The 16,859-nt window shown below is 66.0% G+C and carries 13 protein-coding genes; 11 read left to right on the forward strand and 2 right to left on the reverse strand.

All coding sequences use genetic code 11. The annotated features are described in order from the left end of the window. Positions 1 to 12 precede the first annotated feature (12 nt). Together QA642_RS00330 and QA642_RS00335 are read left to right on the forward strand one after the other, a co-directional pair. Positions 13 to 1,374, forward strand: coding sequence for a serine protease (locus tag QA642_RS00330; protein ID WP_283082878.1), 1,362 nt, complete (start codon positions 13 to 15; stop codon positions 1,372 to 1,374). Positions 1,375 to 1,497: 123 nt separating this feature from the next. Further along, entirely contained in the window at positions 1,498 to 2,979 is a 1,482-nt protein-coding gene (locus QA642_RS00335; RefSeq protein WP_283082879.1) for an aldehyde dehydrogenase, read from the forward strand. A gap of 70 nt (positions 2,980 to 3,049) precedes the next feature. Here QA642_RS00335 and ggt read toward each other — a convergent pair whose 3' ends face one another. Beyond that, positions 3,050 to 4,729, reverse strand: coding sequence for a gamma-glutamyltransferase (gene ggt / locus QA642_RS00340; protein ID WP_283082880.1), 1,680 nt, complete (start codon positions 4,727 to 4,729; stop codon positions 3,050 to 3,052). A 246-nt stretch (positions 4,730 to 4,975) separates the two neighbouring features. Between ggt and QA642_RS00345 the strand changes: the two genes are divergently transcribed. Next, positions 4,976 to 5,719: a ParA family protein gene (locus QA642_RS00345; protein ID WP_283082881.1), complete on the forward strand. Its 744-nt coding sequence runs from the start codon at positions 4,976 to 4,978 to the stop codon at positions 5,717 to 5,719. Positions 5,720 to 5,984: 265 nt separating this feature from the next. On the opposite strand, the gene mutM is transcribed toward QA642_RS00345, so the two are convergent. Further along, on the reverse strand, positions 5,985 to 6,866 hold the full coding sequence (gene mutM / locus QA642_RS00350; protein WP_283082882.1) for a bifunctional DNA-formamidopyrimidine glycosylase/DNA-(apurinic or apyrimidinic site) lyase: 882 nt from the start codon (positions 6,864 to 6,866) through the stop codon (positions 5,985 to 5,987). 81 nt (positions 6,867 to 6,947) lie between these two features. Between mutM and ubiE the strand changes: the two genes are divergently transcribed. From ubiE to QA642_RS00390, 8 genes are all read left to right on the forward strand, one after another. Next, positions 6,948 to 7,709, forward strand: a complete 762-nt coding sequence (ubiE, locus tag QA642_RS00355; protein ID WP_283082883.1) for a bifunctional demethylmenaquinone methyltransferase/2-methoxy-6-polyprenyl-1,4-benzoquinol methylase UbiE — start codon at positions 6,948 to 6,950, stop codon at positions 7,707 to 7,709. Beyond that, positions 7,706 to 9,280: a 2-polyprenylphenol 6-hydroxylase gene (ubiB, locus tag QA642_RS00360; protein WP_283082884.1), complete on the forward strand. Its 1,575-nt coding sequence runs from the start codon at positions 7,706 to 7,708 to the stop codon at positions 9,278 to 9,280. The genes ubiE and ubiB overlap by 4 nt, the downstream gene beginning before the upstream one ends. 57 nt (positions 9,281 to 9,337) lie before the next feature. Then, complete coding sequence (gene coaBC, locus QA642_RS00365; RefSeq protein ID WP_283082885.1) at positions 9,338 to 10,789, forward strand: bifunctional phosphopantothenoylcysteine decarboxylase/phosphopantothenate--cysteine ligase CoaBC; 1,452 nt, start codon at positions 9,338 to 9,340, stop codon at positions 10,787 to 10,789. Next, complete coding sequence (dut, locus tag QA642_RS00370; protein WP_283082886.1) at positions 10,786 to 11,244, forward strand: dUTP diphosphatase; 459 nt, start codon at positions 10,786 to 10,788, stop codon at positions 11,242 to 11,244. Before coaBC ends, dut begins: the two co-directional genes overlap by 4 nt. Before the next feature lie 292 nt (positions 11,245 to 11,536). Continuing rightward, a complete protein-coding gene (locus tag QA642_RS00375; protein WP_283082887.1) occupies positions 11,537 to 14,041 on the forward strand; it encodes a PAS domain-containing sensor histidine kinase in 2,505 nt (834 codons plus the stop codon). Next, positions 14,038 to 15,570 carry a tRNA (adenosine(37)-N6)-threonylcarbamoyltransferase complex ATPase subunit type 1 TsaE gene (gene tsaE / locus QA642_RS00380; RefSeq protein ID WP_283082888.1) on the forward strand — a complete coding sequence of 511 codons (1,533 nt, stop codon included), beginning with the start codon at positions 14,038 to 14,040 and terminating at the stop codon, positions 15,568 to 15,570. The genes QA642_RS00375 and tsaE overlap by 4 nt, the downstream gene beginning before the upstream one ends. Positions 15,571 to 15,647: 77 nt before the next feature. Beyond that, positions 15,648 to 15,965, forward strand: coding sequence for a PilZ domain-containing protein (locus tag QA642_RS00385; protein ID WP_027563887.1), 318 nt, complete (start codon positions 15,648 to 15,650; stop codon positions 15,963 to 15,965). Positions 15,966 to 16,103: 138 nt separating this feature from the next. Beyond that, on the forward strand, positions 16,104 to 16,826 hold the full coding sequence (locus tag QA642_RS00390; RefSeq protein ID WP_283082889.1) for a nucleotidyltransferase family protein: 723 nt from the start codon (positions 16,104 to 16,106) through the stop codon (positions 16,824 to 16,826). The last annotated feature ends 33 nt before the right edge of the window (positions 16,827 to 16,859 follow it).

Consider the following 16,859-nt stretch of genomic DNA (forward strand, 5'->3'; position numbering starts at 1 on the left):
GCTGGATTTGTCATGAGATCGATGTTTGCGGCAACACTGATGTTGGCGTCTGCCACGGCTGCGAACGCCCAAATGACGACGCCACAGGTCCCCGGCACCAAGCCGAAAGTCGTCCAGACCGTTCCGATCAAGCCGCCCGCCCTCCAGACGCCATCGGAGACCGCGGACGGCATGACGCAGGGAGAGCGGCTGGCGCTCCAGTCCGATCTCGCCTGGGTCGGCCAATATAACGGTGCCATCACCGGCGATGTCAGCACGCGGATGGTCGAGGCCATCAAGGAATACCAAAAGCTCAAGGGTGGCAAGCCGACCGGCGTGCTCAACCCGCAGGAGCGCGCCGCGCTCGCCGAGACCGCGCGGCGGAAGCAGGACAGTGTCGGCTGGAAGATCGTGACCGAGATGACCAGTGGCGCGCGGCTCGGCATTCCCGCAAAACTGGTGCCGCAGCAAGTGACCGACGCCAACGGCTCGAAATGGACCTCGCCGACCGGCACGGTGCAGGTACTGCTCAGCCGCCGCAAGGAGGCGAACCCGACCACCGCGAAACTCGCGGACGCCGAGAAGAAGGAGCCGGCCGGACGCAAGGTCGACTACACCGTGGTCAAGCCCGACTTCTTCGTGTTGTCGGGATTGCAGGGCCTGAAGAAGTTCTACGTGCGCGGCACCTTCAAGGGCGACGAGGTCCGCATCATGACGATCCTCTACGATCAGGCCACCGAGAACACGGTCGAGCCGGTCGTGATCGCGATGTCGAGCGCGTTCAATGCGTTCCCGTCAGGACTGCAGGCCGGGCCGCCGCCACGCAAGACCGTCGAATACGGCACCGGTATCGTCGTCAGCGACGACGGCGCTATCGTCGCCGATCGCCTCGTCACCGACAGCTGCCTCGCGATCACCATTGCCGGCTATGGCAGCGCCGACCGGCTCGCCGAGGACAAGGAGCACGATCTGGCGCTGCTACACATCTACGGCGCGCGCGGCCTGAAGCCGCTCAGCCTCGCCGGAGGCGGGATGAAGACGGGTGTCGATATCATCGGCATCGCCGATCCCCAGAGCCAGGGCGGCGCGGCGGGCGTCTCGAGCCTCAAGGGCGCACTGGCGCCGGTCACATCAAGCGATTCCGCGCTCTCTCCTCCACCCGCGGTCGGATTTTCAGGCGGCCCGGCGATCGACGGCGACGGCAAGTTCGCCGGCATTGCGTTGTTGAAGCCGGCAATGGTCGCGGGACCCGCGACGGCAGTGCCGGCATCGCAGGCGGTAATGGTCTCCGCGGAGACGGTGCGCGATTTCCTGAAGGCGAACGCGGTCGCGGCGAACGGCACATCGACCGACGCGAAGGCCGCCGTCGTGCGCGTGATCTGCGTACGGAAGTAGACTGGCGCGACAAGCGCAGGGCAGCCGCAACTTTTGTGAGTGGCTTCGCCGCAACGAAGTCATGGAAGCCGTGATAGCCTCCCCTCCAGCCGCAATCATAATGCGTCCGGTCGGGAGGACTTCATGAAGACCTATCAGCTCTACATCAACGGCCAATATGTCGACCCCGCCAATGGCGAGTGGTTCGACACGGTCGATCCTTATCAGGGCAAGCCCTGGGCAAAAATTCCCCGCGGATCGGCTGCCGACGCCGACAGGGCCGTGAAGGCCGCCAATGAGGCGATGTGGCGCGGCCCGTGGGCGAAAATGACGGCCTCCGCGCGTGGCAAGGTCATGCGCAAGCTCGGCGACCTCGTTGCTGCAAACGCGGAACGTCTTGCCGAGATCGAAGTGCGCGACAACGGCAAGCTGATGGCGGAGATGCTGGGTCAGCTTCGATACCATCCGGAATGGTGGTGGTACTTTGGCGGACTGGTCGACAAGCTGGAAGGCGGCCTCGTGCCGATCGACAAGGCCGACACCTTTGCCTACACGACGCATGAGCCTGTCGGCGTCGTCGCCGCGCTGACCGCCTGGAACTCACCGCTACTCTTTGTGGCGTGGAAATGCGCCGCAGCCCTCGCCGCCGGGTGCGCCGTCGTCGTCAAGCCGTCGGAATTCACCTCGGCCAGCACGCTCGAATTTGCGGCGCTGACGAAGGAAGCAGGTATTCCCGACGGCATCTTCAATGTCGTCACGGGCTTCGGCCCCGAGATCGGCAGCGAGCTGATCTCGCATCCCGGCGTCGCCAAGATCACCTTTACCGGCTCGGACACGACAGGCGCGCGGGTTTACGAGACCGCCGCGCGCAGCCTGAAGCGCGTGTCGCTCGAGCTCGGCGGCAAGTCGCCCAACATCGTGTTCGAGGACGCCGATCTCGCCGCGGCGGCCGCCGGCGCCGTCTCCGGCATTTTCGCCGCGACCGGCCAGACCTGCATCGCCGGATCGCGCCTGCTCGTACAGCGCTCGATCAAGGACAAGTTCGTGGACCGCCTGCTGGAGCTCGCGCGCTCGGCCAAGATCGGCAATCCCATGCAGGCTGACACCAACATCGGCCCCGTCACGACGCCCGCACAGTACAAGAAGATCCTCGACTATATCGACATCGCCAAGGCCGAAGGCGCGCGCTGCCTGCTCGGCGGCAAGCCGGCTACAGGCGAAGGCATCATCGGCGGCCAGTTCGTCGAGCCGACGATCTTTACCGATGTCGACAATACGATGCGAATCGCGCGCGAGGAGGTGTTCGGTCCGGTGCTCTCGATCATCGCCTTCGACACCGAGGAAGACGCCATCCGCATTGCCAATGACACGATCTACGGCCTGGCGGCAGGCATCTGGACCCGCGACCTCGCGCGCGCCATCCGCGTGCCAAAGCAGCTGCGTGCCGGAACCGTATGGGTGAACACCTATCGCGCCATCAGCTACATGATGCCATTCGGCGGCATGAAGTACTCCGGCGTCGGCCGCGAGAGTGGGATCGACGCAGTGCGCGAATATCAGGAAACCAAGAGCGTCTGGATCTCGACCGCGACGGACGTGCCGGCCAATCCGTTCGTGATGCGGTAGCGAAACGCGATGTCGCGGTCTTCACCTCTCCCGCTTGCGGGAGAGGGAGCGCTGACCTTCCGCGTGTTTGCTAGCTCAGCCTGAATCGTATCCCGCTCTTCGCGAGCCCACCCGAGATCCCAACTGGCGTGCCGTCGGCACGCCAGCAGGCGGCGCCGGTCATGGTGCCGTCGTCGTGGAAGGCGATGCCGTTCATGCCGCCGGCGACCGTAGCGACCGGTTGCACCTCGTGGCCGAGCGCGGCGAGCCCTGAACGCACGGTCTCCGGAATGGTCTGCTCGACCTCCAGCGCATTGCCCTCGGTCCAGACCCGCGGCGCCTCGACGGCTTCCTGCAAGCTCATGCCGTGGTCGATCAGATTGACCAGCGCCTGCATCGCGCTTGGGAAGATGCGCTTGCCGCCGGGCAGGCCGAGCGCATAGCGCAGCTTGCCGTCACGCAGCGCCATCATCGGCGACATCGAGGTCGTCACGCGCTTGCCAGGCGCCAGCGACAGCGCATGGCCCGGACGCGGATCGAACAGGTTCATGTAGTTGTTGGCGATGGCGCCGAGCCCCGGGATCATGATCTTGGCACCGAACAGATTGTTGATGGTCTGCGTGGTCGCGACCACGTTGCCGAAGCTATCTGCCGCCGTCATATGGGTGGTGTGCGCGCCTTCGAGCTGGGACACGCCGGCACCCCAGGCCTGCGCCCGTGCCGGATCGATGGCGCGGCGGCGCTCTTCTGCGTAGGCTTTTGACGTCAGCTTCTCCACGGGCACGCCGACATAGTCAGGATCTCCGCTGGCGGCGGCGCGGTCGGCGAAGGCGATCTTCAGCACTTCGGCAAGGTAGTGGATAGTCTCGGGCGTGCCGAAACCGAGGCCGCCGATGTCATATCCTTCGAGGATGTTCAGCATCTGCGCGATATGCACGCCGGAGGCCGCTGGCGGCGGCGGGCCAAAGATGGCCCAGCCGCGATAGTCGGCGCGGATCGGCTGCCGCTCGACGGTCTTGTAATTGCTGAGGTCGTGGCGGCGGATGAAGCCGCCGGTCTTCTCCATATAGTCGACGAGAGCGTCGCCGAGCGGACCCTCATAGAGGGCCTCCTCGCCGTGGTCGGCGATGTAACGGAGCGTCTCGGCATATTCCGATTGCACCACCCGCTCGCCGACCTTCAGCGGCTCGCCATCAGGCAAGTAAATCGCCGCGATCGGCTTGTCCTTGCGCATCTCGGCGGCGCTCTCGCTGATGCATTCGTGCAGATAAGGCGTCGCCGCATAGCCGCGCGCGGCGTGCTTGATCGCGGGCTGCATGACATCGGCGAGCGGCATGGTGCCGAACCTTTGCAGCGTCTCGCACCAGGCCTTGAGCGAGCCCGGCACTGCGACCGCCTTCGGGCCGTTGAGGTTCTCGTTGCCGACGGTATCGAACACGTCATGCGCCGAGCCCGGTTTCGAGGTGTAAGTGGTGTCACGCACCGCGGCCGGCACGGTGCTCTGACCGTCGATGAAGCGGTGGCTGCCGTCGGCCAGCCGGATATGCGCCATGCCGCCGCCGATGATGCCGACCATCATCGGCTCGACCACGGTCAGGGTGAACAGGGTGGCGATCGCGGCATCGATGGCGTTGCCGCCGGCCGCGAGCATCTCGGCGCCGGCGCTGGAGGCCAGCGGGTGGTTGCTGACCACCATGCCGCGGCTCGAGACCGCCGGCATCTTCTGGCATTCAAAGGTCGTTGCCGTCCGGTCGCGCCAATTTCCGCTCATGCCGCCTGCCCTTCTTGTTCACGACGTCGAGCACATCATGCGCGCAAGTACGGGTCCAGTGTTGGTACGGATTGGCTGGCATTCCCGATTCTGCCATCATTGTTACCGTTGATTCAGACATCCGCGGTCCCCTTTGGATCGGGCAGGGCACGTCCTGAGCGAGAAGAGCTCAGCATCGAGAAGCGATGCACGTTCGCGTGTGGCGTTACCCCAAAGACCCAGGCATTCCAAAGGAATTAAACTTCCATGCATACGATCGTACTGGCCACCCAAAAGGGCGGCAGTGGCAAGAGCACGCTCGCCATCGGCCTCGCGCTGGCAGCCAAGCAGGCCGGCTTCACCGTCCGCCTGATCGAGACCGACCCACAGGGCACGCTGTCGAACTGGTTGCGCCGGCGAAATACGGACGACGTCGTCGTCGAGCCGATCTATCACGCCGCCGATTTCGAGCCACGCCTGAAGATGCTGGCCGACAGCGGCCTGCAGCTGGCGATCGTCGACACCGCGGCCGGGCTGTCCGCCGTGACCACCGCCGCGATCCGCCATTCCGACCTCTGCCTGATCCCGTCCCGCCCGACCGTCGCCGACATCGAGGCGACCGTCTCCACCCTCAGCGTCGCGCGCGCCTGGAAGCGGCCCTACAGCTTCGTGCTGAACCAGACGCCGATTCGCGGCCAGCGCATCGACAACGCTGCGGGCGCGCTCGCCGAGGAAGCCGCGCTCGATCTCGCCGAGGTGCTCGCGCGTCCCCTGATCGTGATGCGCAACGACCACCAGGACTCGCTCGCCTCGGGCCTCGCCGTCAGCGAGTTCGCGCCGAACGGCAAGTCGGCGGACGAGATCCGCGGCCTCTGGCGCTGGATCGAGAACCGGCTCGAGCTCGAGGCCACGACCAATGTCCTGATCGACCAGGTCATCTCGGCCGCCAACGGCGTGTTGCACGTCGCTGCCGGGTTTGCGGCGGACGAGACCACGACACTGGCGTCCTGAGCGGGGCGATCGCTCAGGCCGCAGGCGGGCTCTTTGCTGTCCGGCGAATGAGCCCAAGCGACGAAGCATCTGGCCACCAGCCCGGCCGGATTGCTTCGCTTCGCGTGTTTGGCGAAGGCTCTATTCACCCGTCATTGCGAGCGCAGCGAAGCAATCCAGAATCCCTTCGCGGAAAGACACTGGATTGCTTCGCTGCGCTCGCAATGACGGCGCGGTGGGGTCATCGCCTTCGCCGAGACTCGCGACCTCCCGGCTGCGATCCCTCTCACTTCTGACATTTCGGACACCAGAAGGTCGACCGGCCATTCTGGGTGAAGCGCTTAACGGTGCCGCCGCAGCCGGGCGTCGTGCATTTCTCGCCCTCGCGGTCGTAGACCTTGAAGGAGTGCTGGAAATAACCGAGCTCGCCCGAGGTCTGGCGGTGATCGCGCAGTGACGATCCACCGGCCTTGATGGCATCGTTCAGCACGGTGTGGATCGCACCGACCAAACGCTTGGCATGATCCGTCGGCTCGCCCTTCTTGGTGGACAATGTCGCGGCAATGCGCCTCGGCGACAGATGTGAGCGGTGCAGCGCTTCGCAGACATAGATGTTGCCGAGACCCGCGACCACGCGCTGGTCGAGCAGCGCCGCTTTGAGGCTCGTGGTCTTGCCTTCGCAGGATCGCGCCAGCATCGCAGCGTCGAATTCGTTGCCGAGCGGCTCGGGTCCAAGCCCGCGCAGCAGCGGCTCATCCTCGAGCGCATTGCGCGCGATCACCTTCATGTAACCGAAGCGGCGCGGGTCGTTGAACACGATGTCGGCGCCGGAGGACATCCGAAACAGCACGTGGTCGTGTGCCGAATCCTTGCCCTTGGGATAGTGAAACTCGCCGGGTGCCGCCTCGTTGTCCGGCTTGACGACGCGGAACGAGCCCGACATGCCCAGATGCATCAGCAGCACGTCGCCGGAGGCAAGATCCGCCATGAGATATTTTGCGCGGCGGCCGAGGCCCGTGACGACCTGCCCCTTGAGCCGGGCCACGAAGTCCGGCTGGAACGGAAAGCGCAGATCAGGCCGGCGGGCCTCCGCCTTGAGGATTTTTGCGCCCTCCATGACGGGCTGAAGGCCGCGGCGGACGGTCTCGACTTCGGGCAATTCAGGCATGGTCAGGCATTCACCTTATGAGGGCGGTGTGATAGCGCCATTGCGGCGGGCGCGCTATGGTCCGCCTCGTGGAGTAGAGTAATGGATCGGCCGGGCGAAACCACGCATTTTGGCTTCAGGGACGTGCCCCTGGGGGACAAGCAGACGCTGGTGAACGATGTGTTTCACAGCGTGGCGTCGCGCTATGACCTGATGAACGACCTGATGTCCGGTGGCCTGCACCGGGTCTGGAAGGACATCATGATCAACACCCTCAATCCACCCAGGGGCGACCGGCCGTTCGCGCTGCTCGACGTCGCCGGCGGCACCGGTGACATCTCGTTCCGCGCCGCCAAGGCGGCCGGTGCGGGCTTCCATGCCACCGTCTGCGACATCAATCCCGGGATGCTCGACGTCGGCCGTGAGCGCGCCGTCAAGCAACATCTCGACGCCCAGGTCGATTTCGTTGAAGGCAATGCCGAGGCGCTCGCCTTCGCCGACCGCAGCTTCGATGCATATACGATCGCTTTCGGCATTCGCAACGTACCGCGGATCGACCTTGCGCTGCGCGAGGCCTATCGTGTGCTGAGGCCCGGCAGCCGTTTCCTGTGCCTGGAATTCTCCACCGTCGAGGTGCCCGGGCTCGACCGAATCTACGATCTGTTCTCGTTCAAGGTGATCCCGCCGCTCGGCCGCATGGTGACCGGCGATGCCGAATCCTATCAGTATCTGGTCGAATCGATCCGCAAGTTTCCAAAGCCCAACGCCTTCGCCGACATGATCCGCGACGCCGGCTTTGCCCGCGTCAGCTGGCAGACATTGTCCGGCGGCATCGTCGCTCTACATTCGGGCTGGCGTTTGTGATCTCTGCCTTCACCCACATTGCGCGCCTCATCCGCGCCGCGTTCGTGTTCGCGCGCGAGGGCGTGTTCGGCTCGGTCGATCCCAGCCTGGTGCCGCCGCCCGGCCAGCTCGCGCTCAAGCTGGCGCGCATCGTCGAGCGGCGAAGCGTCAAGCAAGGCCCGCGGATCTCCCGCGCGCTGACGCGGATGGGCCCGGCCTATCTCAAGCTCGGCCAGTTCCTGGCGACGCGCCCCGACGTGGTCGGCTTCAACATGGCGCGCGACCTGGAAAGCCTTCAGGACCGCCTGCCGCCATTTCCGCAGGCGGAGGCGGAAGCTGCCATCGCGACCTCGCTGGAGCGGCCGCTCAAGGACGTGTTCGTCAGCTTCGGTCCGGCGGTCGCGGCCGCCTCGATCGCGCAAGTGCATCGCGGCGAGGTACTGCGCGACGGCATTCGCAAGCCTGTCGCGGTCAAGGTGCTCAGGCCGCACGTTGCCGCGCGCTTCCGCCGCGACCTCTCCGACTTCTTCTTCGTCGCGCACAAGGCCGAGACCTATTCGGCCGAGGCGCGGCGCTTGCGCCTGATCGAGGTCATCAACACCATGTCGCGCTCGGTCGCGATGGAGATGGACCTGCGGCTGGAGGCCGCCGCGCTGTCCGAGATGGCGGAGAACACGCAGGGCGATCCCGATTTCCGCGTACCGACCGTCGACTGGGACCGCACCACGCACAACGTGCTGACCATGGAGTGGATCGACGGCATCGCGCTGAACGACCACAAGCGCCTGGAAGAGGCGCAGGTCGATCTGCCCGATCTCGGCCGCAAGGTGATCCAGAGCTTCCTGCGTCACGCGCTGCGCGACGGCTTCTTCCACGCCGACATGCATCCGGGCAATCTGTTCCTGGACGAGGCCGGCCGCCTGGTCGCGGTCGATTTCGGCATCATGGGCCGGCTCGGCATGAAGGAGCGGCGCTTCCTCGCCGAGATCCTGCTCGGCTTCATCACCCGCGATTATCGGCGCGTTGCAGAAGTGCATTTCGAGGCGGGCTATGTGCCCGCGCACCACTCGGTCGAGAATTTCGCGCAGGCGATCCGCGCCATTGGCGAGCCGATCCACAACCGCACCGCCGAGGAGATTTCGATGGCGCGGCTGCTGACGCTGCTGCTCGAGGTCACCGGCCTGTTCGACATGACGACGCGGCCCGAATTGATCCTGCTGCAGAAGACCATGGTGGTGGTCGAGGGCGTGGCGCGCGCCTTTGATCCCAAGCTCGACATCTGGAAGATCGCCGATCCCGTGGTGCGCGAGTGGATCGAGCGCAATCTCGGACCGATCGGCCGGGTGCAGGGCGCGCTGGCCGGCGGCGGCGACCTCGCCCGCCTGCTGATGCGCCTGCCCGACATTGCCCAGCGCTCGGTCGCGGTGCTCGAGCAGCTCGAGACCATGACCCGGGAGGGCATCCGCCTGTCGCCGGAGAGCATCGCGGCCATGGGCCGCAGCGAGGGCCGCAAGAACCGTTGGCGCACCGTGGCGCTCTGGATCATCGCCGCGACGTTCATCGGGATCCTGATCGCCGTCCGGAATCTGTGATTGCATTGCAATCACGCGGATGATAGCATCGCTATCATTCCGTGCTGGAGGGGCGTCATGGCAAGCCTGACCATCCGCAAGCTCGATGAGGGCGTCAAAACCTATCTGCGGCTGCGCTCGGCCAGGAACCGTAGGTCGGTCGAGGAAGAGGTCCGCATCATCCTGGGCGAGCTGGTCCAGGGCCATGAGGAGCCGCTGACGCCGATGGCCGCTCCCCCGGATCATGCGCCGGCTCCTGCCTCCCAGCGCACCGGCGCCGTCCCAGAGGCCAGCGTCACCCTGATCATCGGCGGCGGCATCGCGGCCTATAAATCGCTCGACCTGATCCGCAGGCTGAAGGAACGGCGTGTCGAAGTCCGCTGCGTGCTGACCAAGGCCGCGCAGCAATTCGTCACGCCGCTCGCGGTCAGCGCGCTGTCGCATGAGCGCGTCTATACTGACCTGTTCGATCCCCAGAGCGAGTTCGACGCCGGCCACATTCGTCTGGCGCGCGACTGCGATCTGATCGTGGTGGCTCCGGCGACAGCAGACCTCCTGGCCAAGATGGCCAACGGCCATGCCGACGATCTCGCCAGCGCCATCCTGCTCGCGACCAACCGAAAGATCCTGCTGGCGCCGGCGATGAATCCGCTGATGTGGAACAACGCGGCGACGCGCCGCAATGTCGCCCAGCTCCAGCGTGATGGCGTGGTACTGATCGGGCCGAATTCCGGCGAGATGGCCGAGGCGGGCGAGGCTGGTGTCGGCCGCATGTCCGAGGCGATCGAGATCGCCACCGCCGCCGAGCGGCTGCTGCGGCCGCCGGTGCCGCGCCCGCTCGCCGGCAAGCGGGTGCTGATCACCGCGGGGCCGACCCACGAGCCGATCGATCCGGTGCGCTACATCGCCAACCGCTCCTCCGGCAAGCAGGGTTTTGCGATTGCCGCCGCAGCACAAGCCGCGGGCGCCGAGGTGATCCTGGTCAGCGGCCCGGTCGACCTCGACGATCCCGCCGGCGTCACCGTCAAGCATGTCGAATCGGCGCGACAGATGCTGGAGCAGGTGCAGGCGGCGCTCCCCGCCGACATCGCAATTTTCGCCGCTGCCGTGGCCGACTGGCGCGTCGCCAATGAAGGCGAGCAGAAGCTGAAGAAGACGGCCGCCGGCATGCCGCCGCTTCAATTGGTCGAGAATCCCGACATCCTCGCCACGATCTCGAAACTGACCGACCAGCGCCCGCCCCTGGTGATCGGCTTTGCCGCCGAGACCGAACACCTCATCGACAACGCGAAGTCAAAACTGGCCCGCAAGGGCTGCGACTGGATCGTTGCCAACGACGTCTCGCCCGCAACCGGCGTGATGGGCGGCGACCGCAACACCGTGCATCTGATCAGCCGCAAGAATGGTGAGGAGGATGGCGAGATTGCAGTTGATTCCTGGCCGGTGATGACCAAGGAACAGGTCGCCATCGAGCTGGTCGCGCACGTCGCAAAAAGCGTGACCGGCAAATCCCTGGAGTCCGCATCTTGAGCACGAAAGTCACGGTCGAACTGCAACGCCTGTCGCATGCCGAAGGCCTGCCGCTGCCGGCCTATCAGACCGCGGAGGCCGCCGGGCTCGACCTGATGGCTGCAGTACCGGACAGCGAGCCGCTGACGCTCGCGCCCGGCCAATATGCGCTGGTGCCGACGGGCCTTGCGATTGCGCTGCCACCGGGCTTTGAGGCGCAGGTGCGGCCGCGCTCGGGTCTCGCGGCCAAGCACGGCGTCACCGTGCTGAACTCGCCGGGCACGATCGACGCCGACTACCGCGGCGAGATCAAGGTGATCCTGATCAACCACGGTGCCGTGCCGTTCGTGATCAAGCGCGGCGAGCGCATCGCGCAGATGGTGATCGCACCCGTGGTGCAGGCCGCGCTGGTTCCGGTAGCGAAATTGTCGGAGACGGATCGTGGCGCCGGCGGGTTTGGTTCGACAGGGCGCTAGCTTCTTACCTCTCCCGCGCTTGTCCGTCGAAGCCTTGGCGAAGGTGGGGAGGGAGCGCACCTGCATCGCGGGAATGACTCGCCAATCTTCATTGCCGCTAACACACGGCAATTGCAGCAGAATCACCCGCAGAACTACGTGAGCCTGGAACCCCGCGCCCCGCATTTTTTTGAGGCCGCCTTTGCGTTCACGATCTGGACTCTTACCGCTGGAGTCGCGGTGGGGGTATTGTCGTTTGATTCGCGTGCGGCGGGGGTCGCTGCGCGCAAATCCGTGCGGTCTTGGGGCAACTATGTCAGGCGTGATCGTGTCGATGCGTCGGACGCTGCTGTCGTGCACATCGTTGGCGCGCAACAGCTTGTTGGGAGGCGCTCTCGCAGCGCTGCTGCCGGCTGCGCCGGCTGAGGCCGCCGACCTCGTCGACACCCTCTCCACATTGCTGGATTTCAACCGGCAGGAACTCGCGGTGCTCGCCACTGCGCTGGCCCTGCTCGGCTTCTCGGTGATGGCCGCGATCCTGCTGATGCGCACGCGCGTGCGCACCGCGGACAACGAGGCGCAGCTGCGCGCGCGGATCGGGGAACTCCAGCTCCAGGCCGACCGCTACGGCGCGCTGCTGTTCGCCGAGCCGCAGATCATGATCTCCTGGCCCGCCGGCGACAACCGCGCCCAGATCACCGGCGACATCTCGATGGTGCTGCCGCGCGATTCCTCGCCGCAGCGCGTGCTGGCGTTCGGAACCTGGCTGCCGCCGGAGCCTGCACTGCAGATGGACCACGCGGTCGATGCGCTGCGCGAGCGTGGCGACGGGTTCCAGCTGACGCTGACCACCGCGCATGGCCATACGCTGGAGGCCATCGGCCGCGCCATCGGCGGCCAGGCCATTGTCAGGATTCGCGAACTGTCCGGACTGCGGCGCGATCTGGCCGAGACCCATCTGCGCTACAAGGCGCTCTCCGACGAGACCGAGATGCTGCGCGGCTTCGTCGCTGCCGCACCCTGGCCGATCTGGGCCAAGGCCGCGAGCGGCGCGCTCACTTACGCCAACCCGGCCTATGTCCGCGCGACCGAGGCCGCCAGCATCGCCGATGCCCACGCGCGCAAGCTCGAGCTGCTCGACAGCGCCGACCGCAGCGCGATGGAGCGGGGACTGAAGGACGCGGCCAGTTTCACCTCGCGGCTGCCGATCGTCGTCAGTGGCGAGCGGCGCATGTACGACGTGCGCGCGGTGAATGTCGGCAGCGGCAGCGTCGGCATCGCGATCGATGCCAGCGAAGCGGATGCGCTGAGCTCGGCGCTGGTGCGGATGGCCGAGGCGCATCGCCGCACGCTCGACCAGCTCTCCTCCGGCGTTGCGTTGTTCGACGGCCAGCGGCGGCTTGCCTTCTACAACGATTCCTATCGACGGCTGTGGGACCTCGACCGCACCTTCCTCGACGCCAGCCCCGACGATTCCAGCGTGCTCGACCAGCTCCGCGCCGCGCGCAAGCTGCCGGAGCAGCCTGATTTCCGCGCCTGGAAGGCCAAGCTGCACGAGGCCTATCGCGCGGTCGAGGCCGCCCATGACACCTGGTACCTGCCCGACGGGCGCGCGCTCTCCGTCGTCACCACGCCGAATCCGGAAGGCGGCGTCACCTATCTGTTCGACGACGTCACTGAAAGCCTCGATCTCGCCCGCCGCTTCGACGGCCTGATCCGGGTCCAGCGCGAGACGCTGGACAGCCTCGCCGAGGGCGTCGCGGTGTTCGGCAGCAATGGCAAGGCCCAGCTGTTCAACCCGGCCTTTGTCCGGATGTGGAAGCTCTCCAGCGACGCAATGCGCGACGAGCCCCACGTCCAGACCGTCGAAGGCTGGTGCCATCAGCTGTTCGACGACCCCGTGGTCTGGCGCCAGATCCGGGAAGCCATCACCTCGATCGAGAATCGCGGCGACGTGCCGCTGAAGCTGGAGCGCAAGGACGGCAGCGTGCTCGACGGCATGATCCGCCCGCTGCACGACGGCGCGACCATGCTGACATTCCAGGACATCACCGACACCGAGAATGTCGAGCGCGCCCTGCGCGAGCGCAACGAAGCGCTGGAGGCTGCCGACCAGATGAAGGTGGATTTCGTCCACCACGTCTCCTACGAGCTGCGCTCGCCGCTCACCACTATCATCGGCTTCGCGCATTTCCTCAGCGATCCCTCGACCGGGCCGCTGACGCCGAAACAGGCCGAATATCTCGACTACGTCACCAAATCGACCAACGCGCTGCTGGCGCTGACCAACAACATCCTCGATCTCGCCACCATCGACGCCGGCGCGATGAAGCTGGAACTTGGGCCCGTCGACGTCAGCAAGGCCATCGAGCTCGCCGCGGAAGGTATTCAGGACCGGCTCGCCACCGACCGCATCCGCCTCAAGGTCGAGATCGCGCCCGATATCGGCAGCTTCGTCGGCGACGAGAAACGCGTGGTGCAGGTGCTCTATAACCTCCTCGCCAACGCCGTCGGCTTTTCTCCACAGGATTCCACCGTCGGCATCAGTGCGCGGCGCACCGAGCGCAGCGTGGTCTTCACCGTGACAGATTCCGGGCCCGGAATACCCGCCGACATGAAGGACAAGGTGTTCAACTGGTTCGAAAGCCGCTCGCAGGGCTCGCGTCACCGCGGCGCCGGGCTCGGCCTGTCGCTGGTGCGCTCCTTCGTCGAGCTGCATGGCGGCAAGGTGCGGGTGGATTCGATCGTCGGCCGCGGCACGGTCGTGATCTGCGATTTCCCGACCGACCAGGCGGCGCATCGCGACGCCGCCGAATGATCGCGTCAGCCACATTCTCCGTCGCGCTTCACAACGAGACGGCCACCGCGCAACTGATGGCCGATCTCGCGCTGCTGGTCGGCCCCGGCGACGTCATCACGCTGACCGGCGATCTCGGCGCCGGCAAGACCGCAGCCGCCCGCAGCCTGATCCGCTACCTCGCCGGCGACGACGAGCTGGAAGTGCCGAGCCCGACCTTCACGCTGGTGCAGGGCTACGAGCTGCCGCCCTTCCCCGTGATGCATGCCGATCTCTACCGCGTCGAAGAGGAGAGCGAGCTCGAGGAGATCGGGCTGTCGCCGCTCCCCGAAGCGACGCTGGTGCTGATCGAATGGCCGGAGCGCGCGCCGTCGGCGATACCCGAAGACCGCATCGACATCGCGCTGACGCATCGGCCGGCGCTGGGCTCGAACGCGCGCGCGGCCGACATCACCGGTTACGGCAAGGCCGCCGCCACTGTCGCGCGGCTGCAGGCGCTGCGTGCATTCCTCGATGCGTCAGGCTACACGGACGCAGCGCGCAAGCGCATGGCGGGTGACGCTTCGACGCGCTCCTATGCGCGGCTGCTGCGCGACGACGAGATCGTCATCCTCATGAACTTTCCGCAGCGGCCTGACGGCGCCGCGCTCTACAACGGAAAGTCCTACAGCGCGGCCGTGCATCTCGCCGAGAACGTCAGGCCGTTCGTCGCCATCGACGAAGGCCTGCGCGCGCAAGGAATTTCGGCGCCGGCGATCCACCATGCCGATCTGGACCATGGCTTCCTGATCACCGAGGATTTCGGCAGCGAAGGCGTGATCGAGGGCGATCCACCGCGCCCGATCCTCGAGCGCTACCAGGCCGCAACCGACGCGCTCGCCATGCTGCACGGCAAGACGCTGCCGGAGACAGTGCCGCTGGTGGATCAGACCTACACCATTCCCGTCTTCGACGCCGAGGCGTTGCTGATCGAGATCGGCCTGATGCCGGAATGGTATCTGCCCGACCGCAACGCGCCGCTGAGCGCGGCGGCGCGCGCGGAATTCTTCGGGATGTGGCGCGAGCTTTTGAAGAAGCCGCTGGCCGCGCCGAGAACCTGGATCATCCGCGACTACCACTCGCCCAATCTGATCTGGCTCGCGGACCGCACCGGCATCGAACGCGTCGGCGTGATCGACTTCCAGGACGCCGTGCTTGGCCCGCAATCCTACGACGTCGTCTCGCTGCTGCAGGACGCCCGGATCGACGTGCCCGAGAATGTCGAGCTGACACTGCTGTCGCGCTACATCAAGGCGCGCCGCTCCGGCTATGCGAGCTTCGACGCGGCAGGCTTTGCCGAGCTCTACGCCATCATGTCGGCGCAGCGGAACACGCGCCTGCTCGGCACCTTCGCCCGGCTCAACCGCCGCGACGGTAAGCCGCATTATTTGCGCCATCAGCCGCGGATCTGGACCTATCTCCAGCGCTCCCTCGCGCATCCGGCGCTCAGCTCCTTGCGCGACTGGTACCTCACCAACGTGCCGCCGCCCGGTGCCCCTGCCGGAACCTGATTTACCGCCTGTTAGCCATCCCATCGGTATCATCGCCCGCAGTCAGCCGGAGAATTACGAGGCTGGAGCAAGGGCAGATGGCGGTGAAGACGGACCAGCGCGGCAACAGCCGGGTTGTTTTCGAACGCGGGATTCCGGCCCAGATGATGGGGATCGACGGGACCTGGCGGCGCGACTGCACCATGGAGGACGTCTCCGAGAGCGGCGCCAAGCTGACCATCGACGGCTCGGTCGAGGGACTCCACCTGAAAGAATTTTTCCTGCTGCTGTCGTCAACCGGACTCGCATACCGGCGCTGCGAGCTGGCCTGGGTCAATGGCGACCAGATCGGCGTCAATTTCCTCAAGCTTGGCGACAAGAAGAAAAAGGCGCGTTCCACATCCGTCGGGGCGTAACGGCAACACCCGTCGTACAACCGTCACGGCGGCTGGTTAAGGCGGTTCAGATGCGGTGCGGTTCAGCGAACTCCGTGCTAGGATTGCTGCGAACGCGAAATCGATAGGTCAGAGAAAGAAGATCTGAGAAAGCAATTGATGTCCGTCAAACCGACCAAAGCCATGGTGCTCGCCGCAGGATTCGGCCTGCGCATGCGTCCGTTGACGGATAAGATGCCAAAGCCCCTGGTGCGGGTGGCCGGCCAGCCGCTGCTCGACCATGTGCTCGACAAGCTCGGTCAGGCCGGTGTCACCGATGCCGTTGTCAATGTGCACTATCTGCCGGACCAGATCATCGACCACACCGCGTCCCGCAAACATCCGCGCGTGACCATCTCGGACGAGCGCGACCAGGTGCTCGGCACCGGCGGCGGCGTGGTCAAGGCGCTGCCGCTCCTCGGCGACGCGCCGTTCTTCCACGTCAACTCCGACACGCTGTGGATCGACGGCGTGCGCTCCAACCTGGCGCGGCTTGCCGAAAATTTCGATCCCGCGCGGATGGATATCCTGCTGCTGATGGCGCCGACCGCGACCAGCATCGGCTATAGCGGCCGCGGCGATTACGGCATGACGCCCGACGGTGCCCTGCGCAAGCGCAAGGAAAAAGAGATCGTTCCGTTCGTCTACGCCGGCGCTGCGATCCTGTCGCCGGCGATCTTCGCCGATGCGCCCCCGGGCGAGTTCTCGCTGACAAAGATGTTCGACCGCGCCAATGAGCAGGAGCGCCTGTTCGGCCTCCGCCTCGACGGCGTCTGGATGCATGTCGGCACGCCCGACGCGGTGCACGCCGCGGAAGAGGCGTTTTTGGAGAGCGTGGCGTAGTCCCCTCCGACCACGGTGCCGTAGGGTGGGCAA

The sequence above is a fragment of the Bradyrhizobium sp. CB2312 genome (assembly GCF_029714425.1).
GTDB lineage: Bacteria > Pseudomonadota > Alphaproteobacteria > Rhizobiales > Xanthobacteraceae > Bradyrhizobium.